Genomic DNA, 24,554 nt, shown 5'->3' on the forward strand with positions numbered 1-24,554 from the left:
CGACGTTCAGTCCCGGACGACTGACTCCTCGTCGGCGGCCTGCTCCTCGTCGGCGTCGGGTGGCCGCTCGAGTTTTCGCAGTCTCGCCTTTAGAATTCGCGTGTTCTCGACGGTTTCGACGGTGATTCGAACGCCGTCGTAGGTGATCTCCTCGCCTTCCTCGACGAGGCGACCCGCGCGGTTGAAGATGAAGCCGGCGATCGTCTCGAACTCCTGGCCCTCCGGCAGATCGATATCGAGGGCTTCGTTGACGTCCTCGATGTTGACCTCGCCGCGGACGATCACGGTGCGCTCGTCGACTTCCTCCACCGGTTCGTCCTCGCCGGATTTGAGTATCTCGCCGACGATTTCTTCGATCATGTCCTCGACGGTGACCAGTCCCTCGGTCGTGCCGAACTCGTCGATGACGATGGCCATGTGCATCCGGTTTTCCCGCATCTCGGTAAGGAGTTCGTCGACGTTCTTCGACTCGGGAACGTGCAGCGTCGGCTGGATGAGATCGTCGAGTTGGAGGTTCTCGGCCTCGGTTTCGCCGTAGTTGAGATCGCGGACGAGGTCGCGGATGTGGACGACTCCCTGGACGTTGTCGAGGCTGCCCTCGTAGACCGGCACGCGAGCGTGACCGCTCTGAATACAGGTCTCGATGGCTTCGTCGATGTCCGCGTCTTTCGGAACGGCGGTCATATCCAGCCGAGGAGTCATCACCTCCTTGACGATCGTGTTGTTGAAGCGAAAGATTCGCGTGAGCATCTCGTGTTCTTCCTCCTCGAGGACGCCCTCGCGTTCGCCGGACTCGATCATCTCTTGGATCTCGTCACGGGTGACGTATGGCGACTCGATCGCACCCGTCGAGCCGATGAGTTTGTTGACCTGTCTGGTGAGGTAGTCGAAGAGAATAATCAGCGGATACAGCAGGTACTCCGTGGCTTTCAGCGGTTTCGAGATTCGAATCGACCACGACTCGGTGTTTTCGACCGCGTAGGACTTGGGGACGCTCTCGCCGAAGAGGAGGACAAGTGCGGTGATGCCGAACGTCGCGAGCAAGACGCCGACCAGGCCGCCGAAGTGGATCGACAGGACCGCCGTCGCGATCGATGACATCGCGATGTTGACGATGTTGTTCCCCACCAGAATCGTCACGAGGAGTCTGTGTGGATCGTCTTTGAGGCTTTTGACCAGTGTCGCGCCGGGCACGTCGTCCTCGACCATCCCCTCGAGACGGTGTTTGGGAAGGTTGAACATCGCGATTTCGGAGGACGAAAAGAACCCGGAAAGAACGATAAGAACGGCCACAGCGAACACACCGAGAATCGTCACCGTCGACTGATCGATTTCCAAGCCCACGACTGGGACCTGGTAGGCGACCACGGCCTCGAGCAGCGGAAAGAACGCCATTGATGTCGTGATTTATAGCCGGATCGGTTAACCGTTTACCATTTAGGGGTCCGCTCGGCCGCCGACGATACGTTTACCCGCCCGTTTCCCGAACGAATGGGTATGGGAGCATCCGCCAGTGCAGACGGCGACGCACCGATCACGTTCTATCGACTGCAAGCGTGTCCGTACTGCGAACGCGTCGCTCGACTGCTCGAGGAGTACGACCTGACGTATCAGTCGCGGTTCGTCGAACCGATGCACTCGCGGCGTGACGTCGTCAAGCGAGTCGCCGGCGTCCGCACCGTTCCGGTCATCGTCGACGACGAAACCGGCGTCACGATGGCCGAGAGTGCGAACATCGTCAGCTACCTCGAGAAGACCTACGGCGACGACGGTGCCGAAGCGACCACGGCGGCCGGAGGTGAGAACTGATGCCCGACTTCGAAGTCGTCGATCTCGGGCCCGCAGATGGCGTCGAATCGGGGACGAAAGCCGCCGACTTCGCTCGGCCGCTGGTCACCGACGAATTCTGGGAGGATCGAAGCCTGTCCGACGTCGTCGCCGACGACGGCCGAACGATCCTCGTCTTTACCCCCATGATCGGGTCGTTCGTCGGCAAGTACGTCTGGGAAGAACTCGACGAGCGCGACTGGTTCGATCGTGCGGATCGCATCGTCGGCGTGACGGCGTCGACACCCTACGGCGTTTCGCGGTTCCTCGACGAAAACGAGTTCCCGTTCGCGATCTTCTCGGACCCGAGCAACGAGATCGCCGACGCCTACGGCGTCCCCCACGACCTCGACGGGATGGCGGGCCTCAGCGAACCGCGAATCGCCGTCTTCGCTCTCGAACCGGACCTGACCGTCGAAACGAGCTGGGTCGCCACCGAGTGGCCCGAGTTCCCAGACTACGACGACCTCGAGCGCCAACTGGGACTCGAGTGAGTTGCAATCCGAGCCCGCCACGAACGAACAGGACGGTACGTTTTTGCCGCCGACACGGCGATGACTAGCCATGAATGCGGACGATCTCGAGCGCGCGGTAACGGCGATCCGAGACGGCGGACTGGTGGTGTATCCGACCGAAACCGTCTACGGTCTCGGTGCCGACGCGCTCGATTCCGACGCCGTCGAGCGTGTGTTCGCGGTCAAGGGCCGTGACCGGTCGAAGCCGGTCTCGTTCGCCGTGCCGACGTTCGAGGCGGCAGTCGAGGAAGGGTACGTTCGGGTGAGCGATCGCGAACGCGAGTTCGCCGAGGAATTCCTTCCGGGGCCCGTGACGCTGCTTTGCGAGCGACGGGGGGTCATCTCCGACACGCTCACCGCGGGCAACGATCGGGTCGGCGTTCGCGTGCCCGACTGCGAGCCCGCACTCGAGTTCCTTGAGCACGCGGAACGGCCGATCACCGCAACGAGCGCCAACGTCAGCGGCGAGCCGAGCGCGAAACGGGTCGACGACATCGGCGAGCAGGTGCTCGACGAAGCAGTCGTCCTCGAGGCAGATTACCTGTACGACTCGCCGCAGCGATCTGCGGGCGACGAGAGCGAGCCGGCGAGCACCGTCGTGGACATCGCGTCGGGAACGATTCACCGCCGCGGCGCGCTGGACGACGAGATCGAAGCGTGGCTCGAGGAGCAGTGACGGCGTTACTGATACTGTCGGACAGCAGTCATTGATACGGATTGTTGTAACTAGTTACCGCCGATCACCAGAGACGGGGTCGGTGATCGGCGGTCATTGACTACAGGAAACCGTATGAGAAGTCGGTCGCGAATTCGCGGCCGTCCTCGGGGATGACGGCCGCAGTAGCGCGACCGATCTTCGAATCGTTCTGTCCGGCAGTATGACACCCGTCGAACCGGAATCGACGGACGGCCCGCATAGCTGCTGTCGGCGCTGCCAGAAAACAGGTTAGTCGGCCGTTTGTTCGCGTCCGGCGGGAGCGTGCTGGTCGCCTCGAGTACCGGTCAGGAGCCGGTGGCTGCGTCGAGCCATCGACGCTACGAACCGCACGATGTTTTTCGGGCCGGTCTGGGGACCGGGGGCGCGATAGCACACGATCAGCGTCCACATCGCCGCCACACCGGCCGAGCCGAGCGCCGAGAACCGCATCCCCATGGTCGCGTAGGTGAACGAGTAGATCGCCCCGATGGCCATCGACGGAAAACTCGACCCGAGGGGGATTCGAGCGGACGAGTCCCGAACCGTGGGTGCGAGGAAGACGATCGAGAGGACGCTTCCAGCGAGGAACACGAAGTCTTGCCACATCATCAGTGAATCGGTTACTCGGTTACGAGTAAAAGGTTCACGGTATCGGGTCGGGGCGGACGGTAAATCGTCCGGAATAGAGATGTTCAGGGTTCAGTACAGGTACTCTCGAAGACGGATATTAGCGAAAATCGAGCAGTGACCGAAGCGTTCGCGTCCGGACGCCACACTGCGTCGCGAACTCGCAGGACTTACACTTCGACCGATTGCTGGTCCGAGCCGGCGGGCCGTCGAGTTCCCGGACCGTCCGGAGCGCTCGCCGATACCGCGCCTTCCGGCGCGTCGTCAGGTCGACGGTTCGAACGACGCCGCAGGCGGGGTACTCGAGCCAGACGCGATCGACCGACGTCTGGTGTTCCCAGGCCAGCGCCTTCGCGGCGCCAACGGCCTGGACCGACTGCGCCTCCCAGACGCCCTGTTCGGGCGGTTCGCCGGTCGAGATTACGACGGGCTCGAGGGGATCCTCGAGCACCTTGTGGACGATCCCGCGACAGTGCCGGCCGGTTGCGAGGACGTTTCGATCGACGGGTTCGCAGAGACGTGCCCAGTGGCCGTCGTCGGTAAGACGGTCACGGGTCGCCGCGAGTCGGTCGCGATACCGGGCGGCGGGAACGGCGATGGGTTCCGCCTCGAGGGCGTCCGCCGGAGCGGCGAGCAACTCCTCGTACCGCATCGCGAGTGCGCGGATCGATTCGACCTCCGGCGGCGGCTCCCGGTCCGCCTCGTCGCTCGTCCGCTGGTAGTAGCACTTCCGCGGACAGTACGCCGCCGTCCGCAGATCGCTGAAGGAAACGTGGGCTCGAGACACGACCGGTCTGGCCGCTCCTTCGCATAAAAAGGCTCGTGGAAAGGCCGGTCCGACTCCGCGGTAGTTGGCTGCGCCTCGGAAGAGGACACGAAGTCGTACCGATCGCGAGTGGAGCGCCGCTCGGCCGCTTTGTTCGCGGGGGTATCCGAAGTCGACTCGAGAGACGGAAAGAAAGAACCCCGCGTTCCGTATACTGTCGGGAAGCAGTCAATACGAAGCCGATCGTGAATTCGGGGTCGTCGCCGACGGTGACGACTCCAGCAAAACGATCGGCGTCACGTCGTTCTGTCCAACAGTATCAGTCCGGGCTCCAGCCGCCGAGATCCCGAGCGACGAGCAGGTGACCGAGGACGTAGAACGGAATCAGGAGCGCAACGCCGATCATGGTGTCGACAGCGATTTCGCCCGAAATCGGCGGCAGAAACACGAAGGCCACTACGGCGGCGCCCCCGATTGCGATGACGAGGATGCGTCCACCGATCCCGAGATCGCGGGCCATCGAATCGATCTGCCGACCGATCGGCGACTGCGCGAGTGGCCCCATTACGAGCGCGCCGATGACGACGCCGACGGCAACCCAGCGCCAGTCGTCGACGGTGGACGCGTTGAGCGCCACGAGGAGGACGCCACAGACGGCGCCGACGAGGTCGCTCTTCGTCGGCGGCCGATTCGGAAAGACCCCATACCAGCGTTGCATTCCCCTCGAGTCTCGATTATCGCGGCCGGATCGAATAGCTATCGGTTTGCCAACAGCTCCGACGGAACGGGCTTCGGTCGACCGCTTGAGACGGTTTACTGTAGTCAATGACCGCCGATCACCGACCCCGTCCCTGGTGATCGGCGGTAACTAGTTACAGCAATCCGTATGAGACAACGACACCGCAACTATCGCTCCCCGGCGCACACACAACCGACGAACTGAAGGTCCCGTTGTCCGAGAGGAAACGTGATGGCCGACGAACTGAAGCGACGGCTCGTCCACTCGAGCGGAGCGGGTCTCGTCGCCCTCTACCTCCTCGCAGAGTACTTCGAACTCGGACTCACGTGGCCCCGGTTTCAGCTCCTGATGGTCGTCCTCGCGGTCGGCACGATCGGCCTCGAGTTCCTCCGACTCCGCGCCGGCCTCGACTGGGCGCTGTACGACAAACTGACCCGCGACTACGAACAGAATCAGTTCGCGGGCTACGGCTACTACATGGTGAGCATGACGGTCGCCGTGCTCGTATTTCCGCCCGAAGTTGCGTTACCCGCGATGTTGATGCTCGCGATCGGCGACCCGATCAGCGGGGCCGTCTCCGACGACAGCCTCAAGTTCGTCAAGGGACCGAAGGTGCTCGTCACGATGTTCGTCGTGAGCGCGATCATCGCCGCGCCGTTTCTCTACGAGACCCCGCTGGCCGTGCTCGCGGCAGCGGTCGGCGCGACCGTCGCCGACGGCATCAAGGTCCGGATCGGCGATTTCATCGTCGACGACAACCTGACGATTCCCATCTACGCGGGCCTATTAGCGTATCTGGTCCTCGAGTTCGCGCCCGTCTGATCGAATTTTTTCGCGGATATCGGCAGCAACCGAGACGGCACACGCAACGCGTTGGAAGCCGACTAGATGTCCGTCGCTCGGAACCGTCGGTAACTGAACCCGACGGCGGCGACGATCCAGCCGACGAGGACGACGAGTGCGAACGTCGGGTCCTCATAGAACGCCGGGTCCGAGGGCGGCCGGACGAGCGTCCCGGCATCGAGGTCCGGGAACAGCCCAGTGAGCAGGTGCGTGTACGCGGCGATCGGGTTCAGCGCGGAGACGAACGCCACCCATTCGGGCGTCGTCTCGGGGAACGAGAGTTCGTGTCGAACGTAGAGTTCGGCTCGAGGGAACTGCACCCAGAGCTGGAAGAAAAAGAGGACGAAGACGCCGAACGCGGCCGGTTCCGGTATCGGCAACACCGTACCGGAAAGGTGCCCTCATGGCCGACGGTCACGGAGGAGGTGGTACAGTGAGACGGCTGTTGGATTTCGACGGCTCGTCGACAGCGAAAGCGGTGCTTGCGGAAAAATCGAGGCGAAAGCCTCGCGCTTTAGCGCGGGGAGGATGTCAAATGACAATTGGAGCCGCCAGTCCGGTCCTGTTCGGCGCGTTCGCCGATCGCGGGTTCTTCAACGAGGGGTACATCGTGCTGGCCGGGTTCGCGGTCGTGGCGATACTGCTCGTTCGGTGGCTCCCGCCGGCGACCGAAACGTGAGGAGCGGTCGAAGAGAAGAGCGAAAGAGAGGAAGGGTTTCGTGGCCCATCACGCGTTCAACCGCCAGAGCTCGAAATTGAGGACCGACGCGAACGTCACCCACGCGAGATACGGGACGAGCAAGGCCGCCGCCCGCCGGTCGACGCGCCGGAACGCCTCGATCGTCGCGACGACCAGCACCCAGAGAGCGAGGATGACGCCGAGACCGAGCAACGGGTTCTCGAGCGAGAAAAACGACGGCGTCCACGCGACGTTAAACGCCATCTGTACGACGAAGAGTCCGAGCGCGAGCCGTCGACCCGACGCGTCGCTCCTGCGCCAGACGAGCCAGAGCGCGACCCCCAGTAGCGTAAAGAGCAGCGTCCAGGCGATCGGAAACGCGATCCCAGGCGGGTAGAACCACGGCTTCTCGAGGCTCCGGAACCACGCCGTATCCGTCGAGGAGAAGACGCCCGGCAAACTCCCGACGATGTTGACGAGAAGGACGAATCCGACGGCTTGAATCAGCGGATCGGGGCCGGGCAACCGACGGGTGACGTTCGTGATGGAACTGGCCATGATCGAACGGACGGCTCGAGCGCGCAAAATACCTGCACTGGCAGCAGACAGTGTTCCCGGTTAGGGTTACCCGTCTCGGAGGGCGGTTGCGATCGACTCGAGTTCGGCCTTCCGGAACGGACGCTGTGCATCGGCGGGGTCGTTCTCGTCCGCGACGCCGATCGTCCAGAGAATGCCCGCGCGCATCTGGGGTTTCGAGGGGCGACCGTTCGTCTCGGGTTCGTAACCGACGGCCTCGCAGATCGCGGCGAGGGCTTCTTTCGTGAAGGCGGTCGACTCGAGACGTTCGTGCCGCCCGACGGCTAGGCGGATTTCGTCCCGAAGATCGTCTACGGTGTCTGCCATACCGATAGCAACGAACGGGTCCGCCGTGTAGATTTGGGTCCTAGATCGAGACGAACCCGGCGTACCCGACAGCCACCGGTGACGCGAAACGGTCGTTCGCGACGACCGAAGGAGAAGGATCGGTCGCGAACCGAAGATTACCCGCGTCGGTTGGAGAGTTCGCCCTCGAGCGACCGATTCGGGACGCGGTGGACGGTCATTGACGAGCGGAGTGCGGTACCTAATGGGAAAACATATGCTGTTGCTGTAGAATCACGTTGGCAAATGAGTCCCGCCGTCCCTCCCGGCGTCCTCGAGTCGGGACGCCGACTCCGCCGCTTCGGCCGCCAGTGCGTTCGAATCGATACGCGAACGCTGGCCGTCTTCCGCGTCTTCGCGGCCCTGCTTATCGTCGCCGACCTCTTTCTCCGGGCGCGAAACTTCTCGTACTTCTACACCGACCGGGGCGTCGTCCCGCGCTCGCTGGTCCTCGAGACCGCCTCGACGTATCCGTTCTCGATCTACCATCTGACAACGGATCCGACGCTCATCGCAGCCCTGTTCGTTCTGCAAGGGCTGATCGCGATCCAGTTGCTCGTCGGCTACAAGACCCGACTCGCGACGATTCTGTCGTTCCTGTTCGTCGTCTCGTTAGACCATCACAACCCGTTCGTCCTGAGCTACGCCGACACGCTGTTCCGGCTGCTGTTGTTCTGGGCCATCTTCCTCCCGCTCGGCGAACGCTGGTCGATCGACGCCGTCCACGCCGACCGCGAGCCCAGACCGTCCGTCGCGAACGCCGCGTCCGCACTGATCCTCTGTCAGATGATATTCATGTATTTCACGAACGGGCTGATCAAATCCCAATCCGACGTCTGGACCGGGGGCGACGCAGCGCCGCTCGTGCTGGGACTCGACGAGATGACGTTTCTGCTCGGCGATTTCGTTCGCCAGTTTTCGACGCTGCTCGAGTACGGCGGCCTGCTCTGGTTCGTCATGCTCGTTACCTCGCCCCTACTGTTGCTCCTCCGGGGCCGTCCGCGGATGCTGCTGGCCGCGACGTTCGTCGCCGGCCACCTCTCGTTTGCGCTGACGGTCCGCATCGGCGCGTTCTCCTACGTCGGAATCGCGGGCGTCACGCTCTTTCTGCAGAGCCAGTTCTGGGACGACGCGAACGCGGCGGCGAGACGGGTGGGGGTGGGAATCGACGGCTCCCGCGTCGCGACACGCACGGCCAGCCTCGAGCGACTCGCAGCGCGAGTTCCGGACTATCGGCTCGAGGGTGAGCGGATACTGCGACTGCGGAGACACGCGTACACCGCCACGCTCGGAATTATCGTCCTCACCGTGCTGTTCGTGACGAGCATGTTACTGTTCAATCTCGCTCCCGCCGCGACCGGCGCGGACGGCGAGGAGTCGTTCGAAGACCGAATCGACGGGACGATCGACGAAACGATGACGGAGACGACCGGCGTCCGCCAGGTGCAGACGGTCGCCTCGAGTCTGGGAATCGAGCAACCGATCGGCTGGGGCGTCTTCGCCGGCCCGGATCCCCGGACGACGGACCGGTACTACGTCTTCCCGGCGGAGACCGAGAGTGGCGAACGAGTCGACGCCTACAGCGAGCGCGAGTTGACGGCCGAACGACCGCACGACGAGTTACAGAAGCAGTACGGCACCTACCGGGAACGATTCTACATGAACAGCGTCCGTCGCGGCGGGTTCCAGAACGACGTGCCGGTAGTGCTGGCGAGCCATCTCTGCGAGACGTGGGCCGACGAACACGGCGAGGAGCTCGCGTATCTCAACATGTACGTAATCGGCGAAGAAATCACCCACGAGACGATTCACGAGCCTGAAACCCGGGACCGCGAGTACACGATGATCTACAGCCACGGCTGCGGCGACAACGGAACGAAAGCGATCGAGCTACCGGCGGACGGTCGGGAGGATTGACGGTTCGGCGACGATAGCGCGGTGCATCCCCGCTCGAGCGGTCGCCGTCCACGACACGCTGAGTTCTACGGTCGACGTTTCACTTTCACCCCGCATTCTCAACGTTTAACCACGGCCGCCACGAATCGGCGGCAATGGCAGCGACGGACGAGGGCGCGGATCCGCCCTCCATCGAGCATGCACTTCTCGAGCCGAACTTCCTAGAGCGGCGACTCTACCAGCTGAAACTCGCCGGGACGGCCGCGAACCACCACACGCTCGTGTGTCTCCCGACGGGGCTCGGTAAAACCACCGTCAGCCTGCTCGTCACGGCTCGGAGACTCGACGAGGTCGGCGGCAAGTCACTGATGCTCGCCCCGACCAAGCCCCTCGTCCAGCAGCACGCGGACTTCTATCGCGAAGCCCTGCAGATTCCCGATGACGAAATCGTCGTTTTCACGGGCGACGTCAGTCCGGACGACCGCGCCGAGACGTGGGACCGGGCGACGGTCGTGATGGCGACCCCACAAGTGATTGAAAACGACCTCGTCGGCTCCCGAGTTTCGCTCGCCGACGTGACCCACATCACCTTCGACGAGTGCCACCGCGCGACCGGCGACTACGCCTACAACTACATCGCCGAACGCTACCACGCCGACGCCGATCGGCCGCTCGTGACCGGGATGAGTGCGTCGCCCGGCGGCGACGAGGAGGCCATCCTCGAGGTCTGTGAGAACCTCGGCCTCGAGGAAGTCGAGGTGATGACCGAGGAGGACGCCGACGTCGACGAGTTCACCCACGACACCGACGTCGAGTGGGAGCGCATCGACCTCCCCGAGGACGTCATCGAGATCCGGGATACGCTCAACGAGGTCATCAAGGACCGGCTCGAGAAACTCAAGGAGCTGGGGGTCGCGAGCTCGACCCAGCCCGATCAGTCCCAGAAGGATCTCAACCGGATGCGCGCCGAACTCCAGCAGCTGATCAACAACGACCAGTCGGAGGGGTTCAAAGGGATGTCAGTCCACGCGGAGGTGATGAAGCTCCGGCAGGCCGTCACTCTCGTGGAGACCCAGAGCGTCGAGGCCGTCCGTCGGTATTTCGACCGCCAGCGCAATCAGGCCCGTTCCTCGGGGGCGTCGAAGGCCAGCCAGCGGATGGTGTCCGATCCTCGCGTGCGCGAGGCCATGCGTAAGGCCGAGAGCTTCGACGAACTCCATCCCAAGTACCGCAAGAGCAGAATGCTCCTCGCGGAGACGCTGGGGCTCGAGGGCGGCGAGCGGGTGATCGTCTTCACCGAATCCCGCGACACGGCGGAGGCGCTGACCGAGTTCCTCTCCGATAGCTTCGACGCCAAGCGCTTCGTCGGACAGGGCGACCGCGAAGGGTCGGACGGGATGACCCAGAACCAACAGCAGGAAGTGCTCGACGAGTTCCGGGCCGGCGAGTTCGAGGTGCTCGTCTCGACCTCCGTGGCGGAGGAGGGCCTGGACGTGCCCGAAGTCGATCTCGTCTTATTCTACGAGCCCGTGCCGACGGCGATTCGGTCCATCCAGCGCAAGGGGCGAACGGGCCGGCAGTCGGAGGGCCGCGTCGTCGTTCTCATGGCCGAGGACACCCGCGACGAGGCCTACTTCTGGATCTCACAGCGCCGCGAGAAGGAGATGGAGTCGGAACTGCGCGAACTGAAGGGGATGACCGACGAACTCAAAGACGAGTTGGACGATTCCCAGCAGGCGCTGTCGGATTTCGACGCCGAAAGCGAGAGCGAAGTGAAAGTAGACGGGAAAGACAATAACCCCGACGCCGTCGGCGATTCTTCCAGTGGAACTGAGGGGGTTTCGGCACAGCCCGGACTGCAGGATTTCTCGAAAGACAACTCGGAATCGGGTACCGATGACGGAAGTGCTGGGAACGGTGACTCGAGCGACGACAGCGGCGAAGGCGAAGCCGACCCTGCGGACGAGTCCGTCGAGACGCACGAACCGCACGCCGACGGAGACACCATCGAGATCGTCGCCGACCAGCGCGAGATGGACGCCAACATCGCGCGGGATCTCTCGAGGCGCGAAGAGATCGAGATCCGTCTGGAGACGCTCGACGTTGGCGACTACGTCTGTTCGGACCGCGTCGTCGTCGAACGAAAGTCCGTCGCGGACTTCGTCGATTCGCTGGTCGGTGGCGACCGCTCGGTCTTCGAGCAGGTCGGCGCGATGGCCAGACACTACTCTCGGCCGATCGTGATCGTCGAGGGCGAGGGCCTGTACGAACAGCGGGACATCCACCCGAACGCGATTCGAGGTGCGCTCTCGAGTTTGGCCGTCGATTTCGGCGCGAGCATCCTGCGAACCGAGAGCGAAGCCGACACGACCGAACTGCTCGGCGTGATCGCGGGTCGCGAGCAGGAGACCGCCGACCGGGAGGTCTCGGTTCACGGCGAGAAACAGTCCAAGACGGTCGGCGAACAACAGGAGTACGTCGTCTCCTCGATCGCCGAGATCGGCCCCGTCACCGCGCGATCGCTGCTCGAGGAGTTCGGGACCGTCGAGGCGGTGATGATCGCGAGCGAGGAGGAGTTACAGGAAGCCGACGGCGTCGGGACGGTGACGGCCGAGCGGATGCGGGAGGTTATCGGAAGCGAGTATACAGGGGCGGGATCGAACTGACCGACGGGGACGAACTCGGATTCGGATTTGAATCCGGATTCGAAGTGAGATCTGAAACTCGAGGACAGAACTCGTTTTTCGTCTCGATTTGAAACCGAAAGTGAACGCTCGAGCGACGCGAACCGGTCGGGAAGTGCCGAGCAGAAAACATATATCAGATGACTCTCGATTGGAAGAGAGATAGTCGAGCGACGCCCTCCACGGTGATCCCGGAGTCGACCACACACCAGTCGAGTCTGGCGCAGTAGAACGCGGCGGGCGGTTCGTAACACCGGTTTCACGCATACAATGATCGATACCGCAGGCTTCAGAGACGCGACGACCTCGAGAGAGGACGCGGAGAACCGTTCGAGCAACGAACAGTCGCCGAAACCGACAGACGTGAACGGATGACGAACAGCGTACGTTCCGGAGTGCGAACCGCCGCGGGGCGTCTGCGGGAAAACGTCGAGGAGTCCGTCCGAGTCGATACGCGGACGCTGGCCGTGTTCCGGATGTTCGTCGGTCTGTTGATCGTCGTAGACGTCCTACTCCGGTCGCGGAACTTTACGTACTTCTATACGAACGACGGCGTCGTGCCGCAGTCACTCGCGACGCAGTTCGGTCCCGACAACGCGTTTTCGTTCTACCACTTCACGACGGATCCGACGCTGATCGCGGCGCTGATGGGTATCCAGATCCTGATCGCGATCCAGCTGATCGTCGGTTACAAGACTCGGATCGCGACGATTCTATCGTTCCTGTTCGTCATCTCCTTAGACCATCACAACCCGTTCGTCCTGAGCTACGCCGACACGCTGTTCCGGCTGCTGTTGTTCTGGGCCATCTTCCTCCCGCTTGGCGAACGCTGGTCGATCGACGCCGTCCACGCGGACGGAAAGCCGAGAGCGACCATCGCGTCCATCGCATCCGCGCTGATCCTGGGCCAGATGGTCTACATGTACTTCCTCAACTGGTATCACAAGTCCCAGGACGAGCTGTGGACCGGCGGGGACGCGACGCCGCTGATCATGGGACTGGACGATATGACCTATCTCTTCGCCGGATACGCCCGACAGCTACCGGCGCTGCTCGAGTTGGGCACCTACCTCTGGTACTACATGCTGATGTTTTCGTGGCTCCTGCTCGTGCTCGTCGGACGAAAGCGGATGCTCCTCGTCGCGCTGTTCGTGGGCGGGCACGCGTCGTTCATCTTGACGGTTCGCATCGGGGCGTTCCCCTACGTTGCGATGGCGGGACTGCTGCTGTTCCTCCAGACGCAGTTCTGGGACGACCTCGAGTCCGTCGCGGCGATGCTGGAGATCGATCGGACGCGACTCACGGCCGCCCGCCACAGACTCGAAGCGTTCGGTGCAGCCGTCCCGTATCCGCGGCTAGAGCGGCCGTCAATAGAACGGGCGAAATCGGGGCTGTACAGCGCGTCGCTGGGGCTCATCGTCGTCTTCTTCGTGGTGTTTTCGGCGTTCGCGTACGTCCCGGCCGGCGGCTTCGTCACCGACTCGAGTCCGAACGAACGGGCCGAAGACGTGGCGGCGAGCCTCAGCGTCGATCAGCCGAACTGGAGCGTCTTCGCCCCGACGCCGCGGACGACGGACCGCTACTACGTCTTTCCGGCGGAGACCGCGGACGGTGATCGAATCGACGCCTACAACGAACGGCCGTTGACCTACGATAGATCCCACGACGAACTCCAGAACCAGTACGACACGTATCGACAGCGCTTCTACATGAACAGCGTCCGTAACGGCGGCTTCAACGACAACGAGATTCCGGAAGTCCACGCCGAATATCTCTGTACCGTGTGGGAAGAAGAGTACGACACGGAACTGACCCACATCAACATGTACGTCGTCTACGAGGACATCACCCTCGAGACGATCGACGATCCATCCGAACGGGAGACGCGAACGTCGCACCTGTACGCACACGGGTGTGGCGACAACGAGCCGAAGGAAATCGCGCCGCCGGACTTCTGATCGGGTGTCCTGTTTCGAGCGGTTCGAACGCGACCGACGGAGTCGCTCGTTACCAGTAGACAGTAGCACGATTTCGGTATTCAGTTTCGTACCTGGAACTGGAACAGGCGATTCGGTGACTAAGCGTACACAACGAACTTTTTCCGCGTCGGGTTCGCTTCGCTCACCCTCGCGCAAAAACTTCGATGAAAAAGGCCGAATGCTCGGCCTTTGGCTTCGCGTCGGTGAACCGAACTCGCTTCACTCGTTCGGATGCTACAGCGGTAACGCCTCCGCCTGTACTGAACGCGAATTTCATACCTTACACTGGACAACGAAACCGTGCTACCAACTACTGTTAGGAACGATATTCCGGGAAGCAGGTAACTCGAGTATCGACCCCGAGGAGACCGAACACACCCACACTCGCACTCGAGCGGTATACCGGCGAAACCGGCCGCGCTCAGCGCAACGACTCGAGCGTCTCGCTCGCCTCGCGAGCGGCCTCGAGACACGCCTTGGCGTGGCGCGGATCGTCCGTCGCGGCGGCTTTCCCCGCGAACTTCTCTAAGGCCCGGACGAGCGAGTCGTGGGCGGCCTCGAGGTCCCCGGTGGCCGGTTGGGCGGATGACGGCGTGTGACGATCGCTCGAGCGGCGGTCGTCGCTGCCAGCGGAGTCGCGGCCGGTCGAGTCGGTCCGCGTCCGCGGTTCGGAGGTCGTTCGGTCGTCACGGGAAGCATCCGGTGTCGATGGATCCCGGCTCGAGGACTGCGCTTGCGAGCCGTTTGCGCCGGACGGATCGGACGGCTGGCGCTGTTGGCGCTCTGGCTTCGACTTCGACTCCGATTCCGGTTCCGGCTCCGACACTGGATCCGCGTTCGGACCAGCATCTGCGCCGCGTACATCAGCTGCTCGAGCGTCGTCCGTCGTGGTACTCGAGGACGCACGGCTCGGAACGGGTTCTGACGCCGGGTCGGTGTCCGCTTGCCCGGCCGACTCCTCGGCCGGCTGGGCCTCGAGATTCGTCCCCTGAACGGCGTCGGGGTTGCCGTGACAGCTCGGACAGAAGGTGGTGCCGTCCTGCTGGAAGAGCGGGTCGCCACAGGTGCCACAGTGGGAGTTCGTCATCGTCGCGCCCTTGAGCAGCAGGTCGCTCATGCGCTGGGTCGCCTGCCGTTCTTCCTTGTCGCGTTCGTACTTCTCTCGAAGTTTCTCGCGCTCGGCTTCCTTGTCGAAATCGCTCATAGTCGTCTCAAAGCGGTGGAACGTCGAAAAACCTGCGAAGCGATGACGTGCGTGAAGGATGGATCCAAATCGGGGCCGTCGGCTCTCGAGCGACGACGAACCACCTGCTGGCGGCGTGTCGAACTGCGACGCCGCGCTACTCCATTCGACGATACATTCCCTTCGATTCGGGACGCACCGTCCGGTAACCGAACTCCTCGTAGAAGCCGTCGACGTCGGCAACGAGGTTCACGTACGCTCGAGGCGGCGCGGCCTCGTCGAGATATCGCTCGAGGGACGCCATCATCCGCGTGCCGAGGCCACGGCCCTGGTGTTCCGGGCGGACCGCCATGTCGGAAATCTGGTAGACAGTGCCGCCGTCGCCGACGACCCGACCCATGCCGACGACCTCGTCGGTGGGGTCGTGGACCGCGATTACGCCGTACAGGGAGTTCGGGAGGCCGCGTTCGATCCCCTCGAGCGAGCGCGGCGGCATACCGGCGGCCTCGCGAAGCGCGGCGAACGTTTCGGGCGCGGGAAGTTCCTCGCGGATGGTGTAGGAATCGCTGTCGTCGGAGCTAGGGTCGGCGTCGAAATCGCTCATACGGCACTCGAGACGCCGCGGGAAAAAGATGGTTCTGGGTTCATACTGTCGGACAGAAGTCAATGTGAAGTCGGTCGCGAATTCGCGACCGATCATCGAATCGTTCTGTCCGACAGTATCAGTGCTGGGCCAACCGTCCGTCTCGCATCCCGGTCTCGGGTCAGAGACGCCGCTCGAGCGCCGCTTCCGCGAGATCGACGGCCCCTTCGGGTGTCTCGGCGGACTCGAGGTCGATCTCGACGTCGGAGACGTCGTGGGTCTCGAGGCCGACGATGGGCCGGTCGTAGATGCCGGCGAAGCCGATTTCCGAGAGCGTGCCGACGCCGCCGGTGAGCGCGATGACCGCGTCGCCGTTCAGGGGGACGAGCGCGTTCCGGGCGTGGCCCAGTCCGGTTGCGATGGCGTGGTCGACGTAGTCGTTCGCCTGGTCAGGGTGTTCGCCGGGAAGGATACCAATCGTCGTTCCGCCTTCGGCTTTGGCACCGCGACAGACGGCTTCCATCGTCCCGCCGCGGCCACCGCAGACGACCGTGTGACCTCGGGCCGCGAGTTCGCGGCCGACGCCTTCGGCGCGGGCCGTCTGCTCGTCGGTGATCGCACCGCCGCCGATAACGCTGATACGCATACGTGGGTGAGGGACGGCGAGCGCAAAGACGGGTTCGATACGTCGGTCCTACCCCGGCCGGGAACGGACGAGGAGAACCCCGGCGAGGGCGAGTCCGATCAGCGGAAAGACGGCCAGGACGCCGAACAGGACGGGCGTCCCGCCGTACGTGAGGGCGATTCCGGCGACGGACGCTCCCGCGGCCCCGATCCCGAAGACGCCCAGGTACGTGTAGCCGAAGGAGAGTCCCTGGATGTCCGCCGGGACGTACTCGCCGATGAGCGCCTGATGGATCGGCACTTCCATGAAGACGAAAAAGCCCAGCGCGGCACAGATACCGATCGTCGCGACCAGTCCGAGGCCGGTGACGAACGGAAACAGCACGGAGACGACCAGTAGCGCGGCGAACGCCGCGACGATTGCTCGCTCCGGCGACCGACTGTCGCTCAACTTGCCGCCGACGAACTGGCCGGCGGCGCCGAGGAGCAACAGCCCGGCGTAGGCGTACTGACTCGGTTCGAACGTCTCGCTCGCGACTTCGACCGGTTCGAAGACGGGCAGGCCCGCGAGGACGTCCGGAAGGAACGTAAACAGCCCGCGGTAGTACATCCCTGCGAGGATCGCGATGCTAAACACGAGGAAGAACCCGCCCACGAACAGCAGCCGCGTCTGGGCGACGAACGCGGACAGTCGAGCGCCGCCGTCCGTCGTCACGGACTCGGCTTCGGGATCGACGGCCGCTCGCTCGTCGAACTCGAGTCGGGAGGCGGCGACCACGGCGACGGCGGCGGGGACGACGAAGAGTCCGGCGACGAGTCGCCAGTCGAAGAACGTGAGCAAGAGCGCCGCGACCAGCGGGCCGACCGCCGTTCCCAGGTTGCCCGCAACGCCGTGGTACGCGAGGACGGTCCCCTGTCGCTCCGCGCCGCGGGTGATGAGCGACAGTCCCGCGGGGTGGTAAAGACTCGCCGCAGCGCCCCAGATTACGAGCGCGAGGCCGAGCGTCCAGACGGTCGACGCGAGACCGACGAGTGCGAACCCGCTTCCCATCCCGATCATGGAGAGGACGACGAGACGTTTCGAGCCGTACGCGTCGGCGAGCGCGCCGCTGGGGAGTGCCCCGACGCCGATGAGCGCGTATCCCACCGCGACCACCGTTCCCAGTACGGCCGGCGAGACGTCGAAGGCGTCGAGCCAGACCACGACGAACAGCGGAATCGTCAGCTCGTAGAGGTGGAACGTCGCGTGCCCGAACATCGTGAAGTGGGTGATCGTGCGATCGTTCCGATCCATACGGTTCATAGGTCGAACCGGCGGGATAGGCGTTGTGAAAGCGTCGAACGGCCGCGACGCACTCTCGAGTACGCGAGATCGCGCCGGTTCGACGATCGACGTATTAGCCATCGTCATTGTCAGTCGTTCGTGGCGAATCCGACGGATTTAACGCGTCGGCAGGTGCAGCTTTACGTGGTATGACGAAAGTTAGCGTGGTCGGCGCGGCCGGGACGGTTGGGGCCGCCGCAGGCTACAACATCGCACTTCGGGACATCGCAGATGAACTCGTGCTCGTCGACATTCCGGACAAGGAAGACGACACGATCGGCCAGGCTGCAGACACGAACCACGGCGCAGCCTACGACTCGAACACGACGATCCGACAGGGCGGCTACGAGGCGACCGAGGGCTCGGACGTCGTCGTCATCACGGCCGGCATTCCGCGCCAGCCGGGCCAGACCCGCATCGATCTGGCGGGTGACAACGCGCCGATCATGGAGGACATCGGCTCCTCGATCGCCGAGTACAACGACGACTTCGTCACCGTCACCACGTCGAACCCCGTCGACCTGCTCAACCGCCACCTCTACGAGACTGGCGACCGCGCACGCGAGCAGGTAGTCGGCTTCGGCGGTCGACTCGACTCCGCCCGCTTCCGATACGTCATCTCCCAGCGCTTCGACGTCCCCGTCCAGAACGTCGATGCGACCATCCTCGGCGAGCACGGCGACGCCCAGGTTCCCGTGTTCTCCAAGGTGCGAGTCAACGGTCGGGACCCCGAGTTCGACGACGACGAGAAAGAGGAACTCCTCGAAGAGCTCCAGACCTCGGCGATGAACGTCATCGAGAAGAAGGGTGCGACGGAGTGGGGGCCGGCCACCGGCGTCGGCCACATGGTCGAAGCCATTCTCCGCGACACCGGCGAGGTCCTCCCCGCAAGCGTCACGCTCGAGGGCGAGTACGGACACGAGGACACCGCGTTCGGCGTCCCCTGTAAGCTCGGCTCCAACGGCGTCGAGGAGATCGTCGAGTGGGACCTCACCGAGTTCGAGCGCAACCAGCTCGGCGAGGCCGCCGAGAAGCTCTCGGACCAGTACGACGAGATTTCGTAATCGGCGTTCCACCGACGCCCCGCTTTCGCTTTTATCGAACCTCGATCGACAGCTACGGCGCTATCGCCGTCGAACCCGCATCTTCACCGGGCCGGGATCGAGCGACACCTTCGGCGTCGGATCGATCGACTCCGTCACTCGCTCGAGGTCGACGCGACGAGCCAGCGTCGCCAGCGAGAGCGTGAGTTCGGTCATCGCGAACCGCATCCCGATGCAGTGGCGCGATCCGCCGCCGAAGGGGAAGTAGGCGTACTCGGGACGGTCGTCGGGATCGGCGACGACGAATCGGCCGTTCTCGTCGTCCGCCAGCCACCGATCCGGCCGGAACGCGTCGGGTTCGGACCACCAGCGCTCGTCGCGGTGGATGCCGTACATATTCAGCTGGACCGTCGTTCCCGATCCGATCCGATAGCCGGCGAGCGCGGTTTCTTCGTGGGGCTCGCGCTGCAGGAACGGCAGCGGCGGGTAGAGACGCATCGCCTCTCGGCCGACCGCCTCGGTGACCGCCAGGTCGGGCAGGTCCGCAAACGTCGGATCTCGGTCGCCACAGACCGAATCGACCTCGCGCTCGAGTCGCGATCGGACGTCCTCGGCGTCGGCGGCGGCGAGCAGCCAGCAGGCGTAGGTCAGCGCGGTCGCCGTCGTCTCGTGGCCGGCCAGCAAGAACAGCTGTAACTGATCGGTGATCTCCTCGGCCGTCGGCCTGGAGCCGTCAGGGTACTCGCCGGTCGCGAGCACGGAGAGCAAGTCGTCGCCCTCCGCGTCGGACCGGCGACGCTCGGCCACTAGGTCCTCGACGAGGGACGCTATGTCGGTCGTCGCACGCCGGTATTCGCGTTTGGCCCGACTCGGAAGCCACGTCGGGAGCACGGCACGGGTGCCGAAGAACTCGTTGTCGCTGTACGCCCCCATAGCGTCGACCCAGCGTCGCACGCGGTCGGCGCGTCCATCGCCGAACTCCAAGTCGAACAGGGTCCGAGTCAGCGCCCGCAGCGTCAGCGTCGACATCGCCTCTCGGACGGCGACCACTTCGCCGTCCGACCAGTTCTCGACCAGACGCACGGTTTCCTCGACCATGTCGTCGGCGTAGGACTCGATTCGCGCCGGCGTGAAGGCGTTCTGGAGCAGCAGCCGCTGCTGTCGCCAACGTTCACCCTCCGCGAAGAACAGGCCCTCGACGTCGAGGAGTTCGCTGAACTCGTGTTCGAACTCGCCCCGCCAGAACTCGTCGTCACGGCCGACGGTTACTTCCTCGACGAGCCCGGGATCCGAGACGACCACGAACTCCCGACCGAAGGCCTCGTACCGGGCGACGTCGCCGTACTCGCGCATCGAGGCGAGGAACTCGAGCGGGGCGCGAGCGAACGCGAGGGTGCTGTCGACCAGCGGGAGTCCGTGCGGGCCGGGCGGTGGCGTGACGACCGTCGAACGCGTCGATCCGGCGTCGCTGTTCGCGTCGGTCTTTGGTTCTCGGTCGTCCGCCGTCGCGTGCATCTCGGTCATACTCGTTCGTTCGAGGCGAACGACTGTCGGTGCTCTCCCGAAGCACTGAACTTCTTTATATACTGCCGCCGAACGACCGGTATGCAGTCGGCAGACCTTACCCTGCGACTTCCGCCGTCGATGCAACTGCCGGCGCCCGAGGATCCCCTCGAGGCGTTCCGGCGCGAGGAGGTGCTCTCCTGGGAGGTCGATCCCGACGCCGAAACCGTCCGCTTTCTCTCCCTTGTCGTCGGCGATCCCGATGCGCTCGGGAACCTGGCCGAGGACCTCGAGTCAGTGCGGCGGTACGACGTCACGCCCGTCGACGGGGACACGTTCTACGGCTACGTCGAGATGGACCTGCGGGCCGCCGACGCCACGCTGCTGGGAACGTTCGACCGTCCCGGGCTGATGATCGTCCCGCCGATGGTCTACACCGGACGGGAGAACGTCCACGTCACCGTTCTCGGCGAGCCAGAGGCCATGGCGGGGCTGCTCGAAAAAGCTCCCGACGACGTGGAAATCGACGTTCAGCGCGTGAGCGAACACCAGCGACGCTCGGAGACGCTGGCCGGCCGGCTCACGGCCAGACAGTTCGAGGCGCTCGAGGTCGCTCGCGAAATGGGCTACTACGAGGTGCCACGGAGCGGCGAACTGGCGACCGTAGCCGAGAAACTCGACTGTTCCGAGAGCGCGGCGTCGACGCTGCTGCGGTCGGCGGAGAAAGAACTGGTCGATGCGGCGTTACGGCGGTAGAACGGTCAGGGAATGAGCTGCTCGCCCTCGTCGTCGTAGATAACGATCGCGTCGACGGGACAGGTCCGCGCGGCGAACTTCGCGTCGAGCTCCGCGTCCTCGGGGATCTCGCGGACGAAAACGCCGTCCTCGACCTCCTCGCTGTCCTCGAGAATCGCCTTCCCCTTCGATTTGTCCTTCGTGAAGGCGTCCCACTCGGCGACACACTGGAACATCCCGATGCAGGTGTCCTCGTCGAATTCGACTTGCATGGGCTCCGATTGGACCGATCGCCGTAAATCGTTAGCGATCGGAGACTGTGTTCGGTGGTACCAGAGACCACATGTCATCGTGATTTTATTATCCGGCGTGTCGTTCCGTTGAGCATGCGCCAGGAGTCCCCCGACTCGAGGGTACAGTCGGACGACCGCCGGAGACGAGCGCCCGATCCGCTCGGTCGAGCGATGCTCGCCCACCAGCGCGACGAGCCGGGGCGGCTCACCTACCGCGACGGCGCGGACGTACAAGATGGCTCCGTCGAGAGGTTCTATTTCTCGAGTCCCGACTCGTGGGATCGAGAAACGACCGAGGTACTCGAGCGCCTCGCCGATCGCGAGCCCATCCTCGACGTGGGCTGTGGCGCTGGCAAACACCTCCTCTGGTGGGCCGAGCGCGACGTCGACGCCGTCGGAGTCGACGTGAGCCCGTACGCGGTCCTGACGGCTCGCGAGCGGTTCGAGGTCCGCGGGATCCCGGAGCGAAGCGGCGAAGACGCGGAGCGCGGCCTCGAGAACGTCCTCGTCGGCGATATGGCTGAACTGCCCGTGTCCACGGGTGCGTTCGGCGCAGTCCACGCCGTCGGCACCCAGCTCGGACTCGGCGGCTCGCTGGCCGGCATTCGCGACCTACTTGCGGAATTCGCCCGCGTGACCGACGACGCGGGAGTCGCCGTCGTCGACAACTACGACCCGACGGGACTGGACGAGGAGTTCTTCGGCTACCGGTCGGATCCGCGGGACGGAATCGCTCATCGGTGTTTCCACCTCGAGTTCGAGCGCGAGCGATCGGACGGGAGCCGCGAGCGAGCGGTCGGCCGGACGCTGCACTTTCTGCTGTGCTCGCCCGCTCGCCTTCGGGAGACGACGATCGGAACGCCCTGGCGCATCCGCGACGTGGCTCGAGCCGATGGCACGGCCCACTACAGAGCGGTGCTGGAAAAGCAGCGATGACGGCGCGACGACGGTCCACACGCTCCCCTGTCGCCGCGGTATCGCGTGAGACTCGAGCGAACGCTTTTGCACCCGGTCGTGAAATTACGACGGAGGATGGTCGCACTGTCGTTCGTTGCCCTCGTCGGGGCCGCCATCGTCACCTGTCTGTTCATGGCGTGGGTGCTCGGGGCGAACAGTAACTCGCCGCCGTTTGCGCCGGCGATCGGTGCAAACGCGATTTCGACGATGCAAGCCGCGTTCGTTATCGGCCTGCTCGCCGCCGCGGGCGCGCTCATGCAGGGCGGAAGCATCTCCGAAACCGTCGGTGCGGACCTCATCGACGGCGTCACGATCACGCCGCTTGCGGCCACCGCGGGGCTGCTGACGGCGGCGACGTTCATGGCCATCGGTATCTACACGCGGTATCCGATCCCCGCGGCCTTTGCGACGACTGGCGCGATGGTCGGCGTCGGGCTCTCGCTCGGCGGTGATCCGGCGATAGCGACCTACCAGCGACTCGGCATCTTCTGGCTGCTCGTTCCGTTCATGTCGGGCGGATTGGCCTACACGACTGCGGTCACCTTACGGCGTGACGACATCCCCGAATCGGTCGGCGTCCCGCTGCTCGCGGGGATCGTCGGCGCGATCGTCGCGAACATCCGGCTCGGCGTCATCCCGGATCCCGCCGCCGATCAGGGCAGCCTCGCGAGATTCGTTTCCCGACAGTTCGGCGGCGGGCCGACGCTCGCCGCCGGTGTCGACCTCGGAACCGTCCTCGTGACGATCGGGGTGGGTGCCCTCGCCTTCTACTGGGTCCGACAGCGCGTTCTCGTCTCCGTCGAGGCCGGGATTCGGTCGTTCCTGCTCGTGCTCGGCGGTATCGTCGCCTTCTCCTCCGGCGGCTCGCAGGTCGGACTGGCGACCGGCCCGCTCGAGAACCTCTTCCGGATCGAACTCGGATTGCCGGGAATCGTCCTGCTCGCGCTGGGTGCCGCCGGCATCCTCGCCGGGGCCTGGATGGGCGCACCGCGGCTGTTGCAGGCGACCTCGCGGGAGTACGCCCAGCTCGGAGTTCGGCGCTCGATTGCCGCTCTCGTCCCCGGCTTTATCATCGCGCAGTTGGCGATCGCACTCGGCATTCCGATCTCGCTCAACAACATCATCCTCTCGGGGGTGATCGGCGGCGGCCTGGCGGCCGGCTCGGCCGGCGTTTCCCGTCGGAAGATCGGGTTTACGATCTCGTTCTGGCTGCTCACGCTCGGGAGTTCGGTCGTGGTCGGCTACGGACTGTATCAGGTCCTCGCGATGGCTATCGGCGGCTGATCGGGTGCAACGGTCGATTCGGGGTCGAAAGGGTGTCTTCCCCGTCCAATCACCACTCTCGAGTGCCGGCTCACTCCGCGGGCGACAGCAGGTAGCTCCCGCCGATCGCGATAATTCCGACGAAAACACCGAACAACCCGACCGGTGGGGAGACGAGCGCCAACGCAGCACCGAAGATGAGCGCGCCCGCTCCGAATCGCCACGCGATCGACGTCGGGTTGTAGCCGCAGTGTGGACACTCCTCGGCAGTGCGAGAAATCTCCGCGTCGCACCGACTGCAGACGTAAACCGGTTTCATACGAGTGGGGGAGTGAGTAGGGCAGCGAGTGACTTGGACCGTCCGATACTACTCGAGGACCGTCACCGGACTTGCGGTTCGTTCGACGACCGTCGTGGCGATGCCGCGGCCGAGAAACCGTCGCACGAACCCCGTCGAACTGGTCCCGTGGCCGTGGATGACGACGTGATCGACGCCCTCGTTGCTCGCGTACTGTGGGACGATAGCGCCGGGTTTCCCTTCCGCAATCTCGCTCCGCACCCGTTCTCGCTCCTGGCTCCGGGCATCGAGCGACTCGAGGAGTCGACTCGCCCGATCGCGTGCCTCCTCGGTTCGCTCCTCGCTTCGCTCGAGCACGCCGCCCTCGCTGAGCGGCGCGTCGAGCGGCGTGACGACGGCGAGCAGGGTGACGTCGGCGTCAGGGAACGTCTCGAGGGCGTAGCCGAGAGCCTCATCCTCTCGCGGGCGGCCGAGCGTGGGGACGAGGACGTGGTCCGGGTCGGCCCCGAGGTCCGGTTCGGGGTCGGGTTCGGGTTCGGAATCTGAAACGGCGTCGTCCATACTCCCGGATTCGA

The 24,554-nt window shown here is 64.4% G+C and carries 26 protein-coding genes and 1 pseudogene; 12 read left to right on the forward strand and 15 right to left on the reverse strand.

Annotated features, from left to right (window positions below; all coding sequences use genetic code 11):
• Positions 1 to 6 precede the first annotated feature (6 nt).
• Positions 7 to 1,395 carry a hemolysin family protein gene (locus GS429_RS05515; protein ID WP_160063495.1) on the reverse strand — a complete coding sequence of 463 codons (1,389 nt, stop codon included), beginning with the start codon at positions 1,393 to 1,395 and terminating at the stop codon, positions 7 to 9.
• Between the two features lie 102 nt (positions 1,396 to 1,497).
• Between GS429_RS05515 and GS429_RS05520 the strand changes: the two genes are divergently transcribed.
• The 3 genes from GS429_RS05520 to GS429_RS05530 all read left to right on the forward strand — a co-directional run bounded on the left by GS429_RS05520 (position 1,498) and on the right by GS429_RS05530 (position 3,018).
• Positions 1,498 to 1,809 (forward strand): glutaredoxin family protein, encoded by a 312-nt coding sequence (locus tag GS429_RS05520; protein WP_160063497.1) that lies wholly within the window; start codon positions 1,498 to 1,500, stop codon positions 1,807 to 1,809.
• Positions 1,809 to 2,321: a redoxin domain-containing protein gene (locus GS429_RS05525; RefSeq protein ID WP_160063499.1), complete on the forward strand. Its 513-nt coding sequence runs from the start codon at positions 1,809 to 1,811 to the stop codon at positions 2,319 to 2,321. Before GS429_RS05520 ends, GS429_RS05525 begins: the two co-directional genes overlap by 1 nt.
• 70 nt (positions 2,322 to 2,391) lie before the next feature.
• Complete coding sequence (locus GS429_RS05530) at positions 2,392 to 3,018, forward strand: L-threonylcarbamoyladenylate synthase (RefSeq protein ID WP_160063501.1); 627 nt, start codon at positions 2,392 to 2,394, stop codon at positions 3,016 to 3,018.
• Positions 3,019 to 3,288: 270 nt separating this feature from the next.
• Here GS429_RS05530 and GS429_RS05535 read toward each other — a convergent pair whose 3' ends face one another.
• The 3 genes from GS429_RS05535 to GS429_RS05545 all read right to left on the reverse strand — a co-directional run bounded on the left by GS429_RS05535 (position 3,289) and on the right by GS429_RS05545 (position 5,150).
• On the reverse strand, positions 3,289 to 3,648 hold the full coding sequence (locus GS429_RS05535) for a hypothetical protein (RefSeq protein ID WP_425438182.1): 360 nt from the start codon (positions 3,646 to 3,648) through the stop codon (positions 3,289 to 3,291).
• A gap of 118 nt (positions 3,649 to 3,766) precedes the next feature.
• Entirely contained in the window at positions 3,767 to 4,453 is a 687-nt protein-coding gene (locus GS429_RS05540; RefSeq protein ID WP_328821258.1) for a CRISPR-associated protein Cas4, read from the reverse strand.
• A gap of 298 nt (positions 4,454 to 4,751) precedes the next feature.
• Positions 4,752 to 5,150 carry a hypothetical protein gene (locus tag GS429_RS05545; RefSeq protein WP_160063503.1) on the reverse strand — a complete coding sequence of 133 codons (399 nt, stop codon included), beginning with the start codon at positions 5,148 to 5,150 and terminating at the stop codon, positions 4,752 to 4,754.
• Between the two features lie 252 nt (positions 5,151 to 5,402).
• Between GS429_RS05545 and GS429_RS05550 the strand changes: the two genes are divergently transcribed.
• Positions 5,403 to 5,993: a diacylglycerol/polyprenol kinase family protein gene (locus GS429_RS05550; RefSeq protein ID WP_160063505.1), complete on the forward strand. Its 591-nt coding sequence runs from the start codon at positions 5,403 to 5,405 to the stop codon at positions 5,991 to 5,993.
• Positions 5,994 to 6,055: 62 nt separating this feature from the next.
• Here GS429_RS05550 and GS429_RS05555 read toward each other — a convergent pair whose 3' ends face one another.
• Entirely contained in the window at positions 6,056 to 6,394 is a 339-nt protein-coding gene (locus tag GS429_RS05555; protein WP_201293961.1) for an ABC transporter permease subunit, read from the reverse strand.
• A gap of 155 nt (positions 6,395 to 6,549) precedes the next feature.
• Here GS429_RS05555 and GS429_RS05560 point away from each other — a divergent pair.
• Positions 6,550 to 6,693, forward strand: a pseudogene (locus GS429_RS05560) (MFS transporter); the annotation flags it as partial.
• 48 nt (positions 6,694 to 6,741) lie between these two features.
• On the opposite strand, the gene GS429_RS05565 reads toward GS429_RS05560, so the two are convergent.
• Together GS429_RS05565 and GS429_RS05570 are read right to left on the reverse strand one after the other, a co-directional pair.
• Positions 6,742 to 7,251 carry a TspO/MBR family protein gene (locus tag GS429_RS05565; RefSeq protein ID WP_160063507.1) on the reverse strand — a complete coding sequence of 170 codons (510 nt, stop codon included), beginning with the start codon at positions 7,249 to 7,251 and terminating at the stop codon, positions 6,742 to 6,744.
• Positions 7,252 to 7,317: 66 nt separating this feature from the next.
• A complete protein-coding gene (locus GS429_RS05570; protein WP_160063509.1) occupies positions 7,318 to 7,596 on the reverse strand; it encodes a hypothetical protein in 279 nt (92 codons plus the stop codon).
• A gap of 264 nt (positions 7,597 to 7,860) precedes the next feature.
• On the opposite strand from GS429_RS05570, the gene GS429_RS05575 reads away from it, so the two are divergent.
• From GS429_RS05575 to GS429_RS05585, 3 genes are all read left to right on the forward strand, one after another.
• Positions 7,861 to 9,531 carry an HTTM domain-containing protein gene (locus GS429_RS05575; protein ID WP_160063511.1) on the forward strand — a complete coding sequence of 557 codons (1,671 nt, stop codon included), beginning with the start codon at positions 7,861 to 7,863 and terminating at the stop codon, positions 9,529 to 9,531.
• Between the two features lie 134 nt (positions 9,532 to 9,665).
• Complete coding sequence (locus GS429_RS05580; RefSeq protein ID WP_160063513.1) at positions 9,666 to 12,176, forward strand: DEAD/DEAH box helicase; 2,511 nt, start codon at positions 9,666 to 9,668, stop codon at positions 12,174 to 12,176.
• 389 nt (positions 12,177 to 12,565) lie between these two features.
• Positions 12,566 to 14,152, forward strand: coding sequence for an HTTM domain-containing protein (locus tag GS429_RS05585; protein ID WP_160063515.1), 1,587 nt, complete (start codon positions 12,566 to 12,568; stop codon positions 14,150 to 14,152).
• Positions 14,153 to 14,594: 442 nt separating this feature from the next.
• On the opposite strand, the gene GS429_RS05590 is transcribed toward GS429_RS05585, so the two are convergent.
• The 4 genes from GS429_RS05590 to GS429_RS05605 form a co-directional block, all read right to left on the reverse strand.
• The gene (locus tag GS429_RS05590; RefSeq protein ID WP_160063517.1) at positions 14,595 to 15,377 is read right to left on the reverse strand and encodes an Sjogren's syndrome/scleroderma autoantigen 1 family protein; all 783 of its coding nucleotides are present in this window, start codon (positions 15,375 to 15,377) and stop codon (positions 14,595 to 14,597) included.
• Between the two features lie 136 nt (positions 15,378 to 15,513).
• A complete protein-coding gene (locus GS429_RS05595; protein ID WP_160063519.1) occupies positions 15,514 to 15,960 on the reverse strand; it encodes a GNAT family N-acetyltransferase in 447 nt (148 codons plus the stop codon).
• A 160-nt stretch (positions 15,961 to 16,120) separates the two neighbouring features.
• The gene (locus GS429_RS05600; RefSeq protein WP_160063521.1) at positions 16,121 to 16,585 is read right to left on the reverse strand and encodes a TIGR00725 family protein; all 465 of its coding nucleotides are present in this window, start codon (positions 16,583 to 16,585) and stop codon (positions 16,121 to 16,123) included.
• A 48-nt stretch (positions 16,586 to 16,633) separates the two neighbouring features.
• Positions 16,634 to 17,857 carry an MFS transporter gene (locus GS429_RS05605; RefSeq protein WP_160063523.1) on the reverse strand — a complete coding sequence of 408 codons (1,224 nt, stop codon included), beginning with the start codon at positions 17,855 to 17,857 and terminating at the stop codon, positions 16,634 to 16,636.
• Positions 17,858 to 18,036: 179 nt separating this feature from the next.
• On the opposite strand from GS429_RS05605, the gene mdh reads away from it, so the two are divergent.
• On the forward strand, positions 18,037 to 18,951 hold the full coding sequence (mdh, locus tag GS429_RS05610) for a malate dehydrogenase (protein WP_160063525.1): 915 nt from the start codon (positions 18,037 to 18,039) through the stop codon (positions 18,949 to 18,951).
• Between the two features lie 60 nt (positions 18,952 to 19,011).
• On the opposite strand, the gene GS429_RS05615 is transcribed toward mdh, so the two are convergent.
• The gene (locus GS429_RS05615) at positions 19,012 to 20,454 is read right to left on the reverse strand and encodes a cytochrome P450 (protein WP_160063527.1); all 1,443 of its coding nucleotides are present in this window, start codon (positions 20,452 to 20,454) and stop codon (positions 19,012 to 19,014) included.
• Between the two features lie 81 nt (positions 20,455 to 20,535).
• Here GS429_RS05615 and GS429_RS05620 point away from each other — a divergent pair, with 81 nt between their 5' ends.
• A complete protein-coding gene (locus tag GS429_RS05620) occupies positions 20,536 to 21,189 on the forward strand; it encodes a helix-turn-helix domain-containing protein (protein ID WP_160063529.1) in 654 nt (217 codons plus the stop codon).
• 5 nt (positions 21,190 to 21,194) lie between these two features.
• Here GS429_RS05620 and GS429_RS05625 read toward each other — a convergent pair whose 3' ends face one another.
• Complete coding sequence (locus GS429_RS05625) at positions 21,195 to 21,440, reverse strand: ferredoxin (RefSeq protein WP_160063531.1); 246 nt, start codon at positions 21,438 to 21,440, stop codon at positions 21,195 to 21,197.
• A gap of 114 nt (positions 21,441 to 21,554) precedes the next feature.
• Between GS429_RS05625 and GS429_RS05630 the strand changes: the two genes are divergently transcribed.
• Together GS429_RS05630 and GS429_RS05635 are read left to right on the forward strand one after the other, a co-directional pair.
• Positions 21,555 to 22,397, forward strand: coding sequence for a class I SAM-dependent methyltransferase (locus GS429_RS05630; protein WP_235920741.1), 843 nt, complete (start codon positions 21,555 to 21,557; stop codon positions 22,395 to 22,397).
• A 96-nt stretch (positions 22,398 to 22,493) separates the two neighbouring features.
• Positions 22,494 to 23,702: an inorganic phosphate transporter gene (locus GS429_RS05635; RefSeq protein ID WP_160063533.1), complete on the forward strand. Its 1,209-nt coding sequence runs from the start codon at positions 22,494 to 22,496 to the stop codon at positions 23,700 to 23,702.
• A gap of 70 nt (positions 23,703 to 23,772) precedes the next feature.
• On the opposite strand, the gene GS429_RS05640 is transcribed toward GS429_RS05635, so the two are convergent.
• On the reverse strand, positions 23,773 to 24,000 hold the full coding sequence (locus GS429_RS05640) for a hypothetical protein (RefSeq protein WP_160063535.1): 228 nt from the start codon (positions 23,998 to 24,000) through the stop codon (positions 23,773 to 23,775).
• A 48-nt stretch (positions 24,001 to 24,048) separates the two neighbouring features.
• Positions 24,049 to 24,540, reverse strand: a complete 492-nt coding sequence (locus GS429_RS05645) for a universal stress protein (protein WP_160063537.1) — start codon at positions 24,538 to 24,540, stop codon at positions 24,049 to 24,051.
• Positions 24,541 to 24,554 lie beyond the last annotated feature (14 nt).

Source organism: Natronorubrum halalkaliphilum (genome assembly GCF_009834785.1).
In the GTDB taxonomy this organism is placed as follows: Archaea; Halobacteriota; Halobacteria; order Halobacteriales; family Natrialbaceae; genus Natronorubrum; species Natronorubrum halalkaliphilum.

Bases quoted from the DNA above. Each gene is read 5' to 3' on its own strand.
- GS429_RS05515 (WP_160063495.1), bottom strand. From the start codon at position 1,395: ATGGCGTTCTTTCCGCTGCTCGAGGCCGTGGTCGCCTACCAGGTCCCA.
- GS429_RS05520 (WP_160063497.1), top strand. From the start codon at position 1,498: ATGGGAGCATCCGCCAGTGCAGACGGCGACGCACCGATCACGTTCTAT.
- GS429_RS05525 (WP_160063499.1), top strand. From the start codon at position 1,809: ATGCCCGACTTCGAAGTCGTCGATCTCGGGCCCGCAGATGGCGTCGAA.
- GS429_RS05530 (WP_160063501.1), top strand. From the start codon at position 2,392: ATGAATGCGGACGATCTCGAGCGCGCGGTAACGGCGATCCGAGACGGC.
- GS429_RS05535 (WP_425438182.1), bottom strand. From the start codon at position 3,648: ATGATGTGGCAAGACTTCGTGTTCCTCGCTGGAAGCGTCCTCTCGATC.
- GS429_RS05545 (WP_160063503.1), bottom strand. From the start codon at position 5,150: ATGCAACGCTGGTATGGGGTCTTTCCGAATCGGCCGCCGACGAAGAGC.
- GS429_RS05550 (WP_160063505.1), top strand. From the start codon at position 5,403: ATGGCCGACGAACTGAAGCGACGGCTCGTCCACTCGAGCGGAGCGGGT.
- GS429_RS05565 (WP_160063507.1), bottom strand. From the start codon at position 7,251: ATGGCCAGTTCCATCACGAACGTCACCCGTCGGTTGCCCGGCCCCGAT.
- GS429_RS05570 (WP_160063509.1), bottom strand. From the start codon at position 7,596: ATGGCAGACACCGTAGACGATCTTCGGGACGAAATCCGCCTAGCCGTC.
- GS429_RS05575 (WP_160063511.1), top strand. From the start codon at position 7,861: ATGAGTCCCGCCGTCCCTCCCGGCGTCCTCGAGTCGGGACGCCGACTC.
- GS429_RS05580 (WP_160063513.1), top strand. From the start codon at position 9,666: ATGGCAGCGACGGACGAGGGCGCGGATCCGCCCTCCATCGAGCATGCA.
- GS429_RS05585 (WP_160063515.1), top strand. From the start codon at position 12,566: ATGACGAACAGCGTACGTTCCGGAGTGCGAACCGCCGCGGGGCGTCTG.
- GS429_RS05590 (WP_160063517.1), bottom strand. From the start codon at position 15,377: ATGAGCGATTTCGACAAGGAAGCCGAGCGCGAGAAACTTCGAGAGAAG.
- GS429_RS05595 (WP_160063519.1), bottom strand. From the start codon at position 15,960: ATGAGCGATTTCGACGCCGACCCTAGCTCCGACGACAGCGATTCCTAC.
- GS429_RS05600 (WP_160063521.1), bottom strand. From the start codon at position 16,585: ATGCGTATCAGCGTTATCGGCGGCGGTGCGATCACCGACGAGCAGACG.
- GS429_RS05605 (WP_160063523.1), bottom strand. From the start codon at position 17,857: ATGGATCGGAACGATCGCACGATCACCCACTTCACGATGTTCGGGCAC.
- mdh (WP_160063525.1), top strand. From the start codon at position 18,037: ATGACGAAAGTTAGCGTGGTCGGCGCGGCCGGGACGGTTGGGGCCGCC.
- GS429_RS05615 (WP_160063527.1), bottom strand. From the start codon at position 20,454: ATGACCGAGATGCACGCGACGGCGGACGACCGAGAACCAAAGACCGAC.
- GS429_RS05620 (WP_160063529.1), top strand. From the start codon at position 20,536: ATGCAGTCGGCAGACCTTACCCTGCGACTTCCGCCGTCGATGCAACTG.
- GS429_RS05625 (WP_160063531.1), bottom strand. From the start codon at position 21,440: ATGCAAGTCGAATTCGACGAGGACACCTGCATCGGGATGTTCCAGTGT.
- GS429_RS05630 (WP_235920741.1), top strand. From the start codon at position 21,555: ATGCGCCAGGAGTCCCCCGACTCGAGGGTACAGTCGGACGACCGCCGG.
- GS429_RS05635 (WP_160063533.1), top strand. From the start codon at position 22,494: ATGGTCGCACTGTCGTTCGTTGCCCTCGTCGGGGCCGCCATCGTCACC.
- GS429_RS05640 (WP_160063535.1), bottom strand. From the start codon at position 24,000: ATGAAACCGGTTTACGTCTGCAGTCGGTGCGACGCGGAGATTTCTCGC.
- GS429_RS05645 (WP_160063537.1), bottom strand. From the start codon at position 24,540: ATGGACGACGCCGTTTCAGATTCCGAACCCGAACCCGACCCCGAACCG.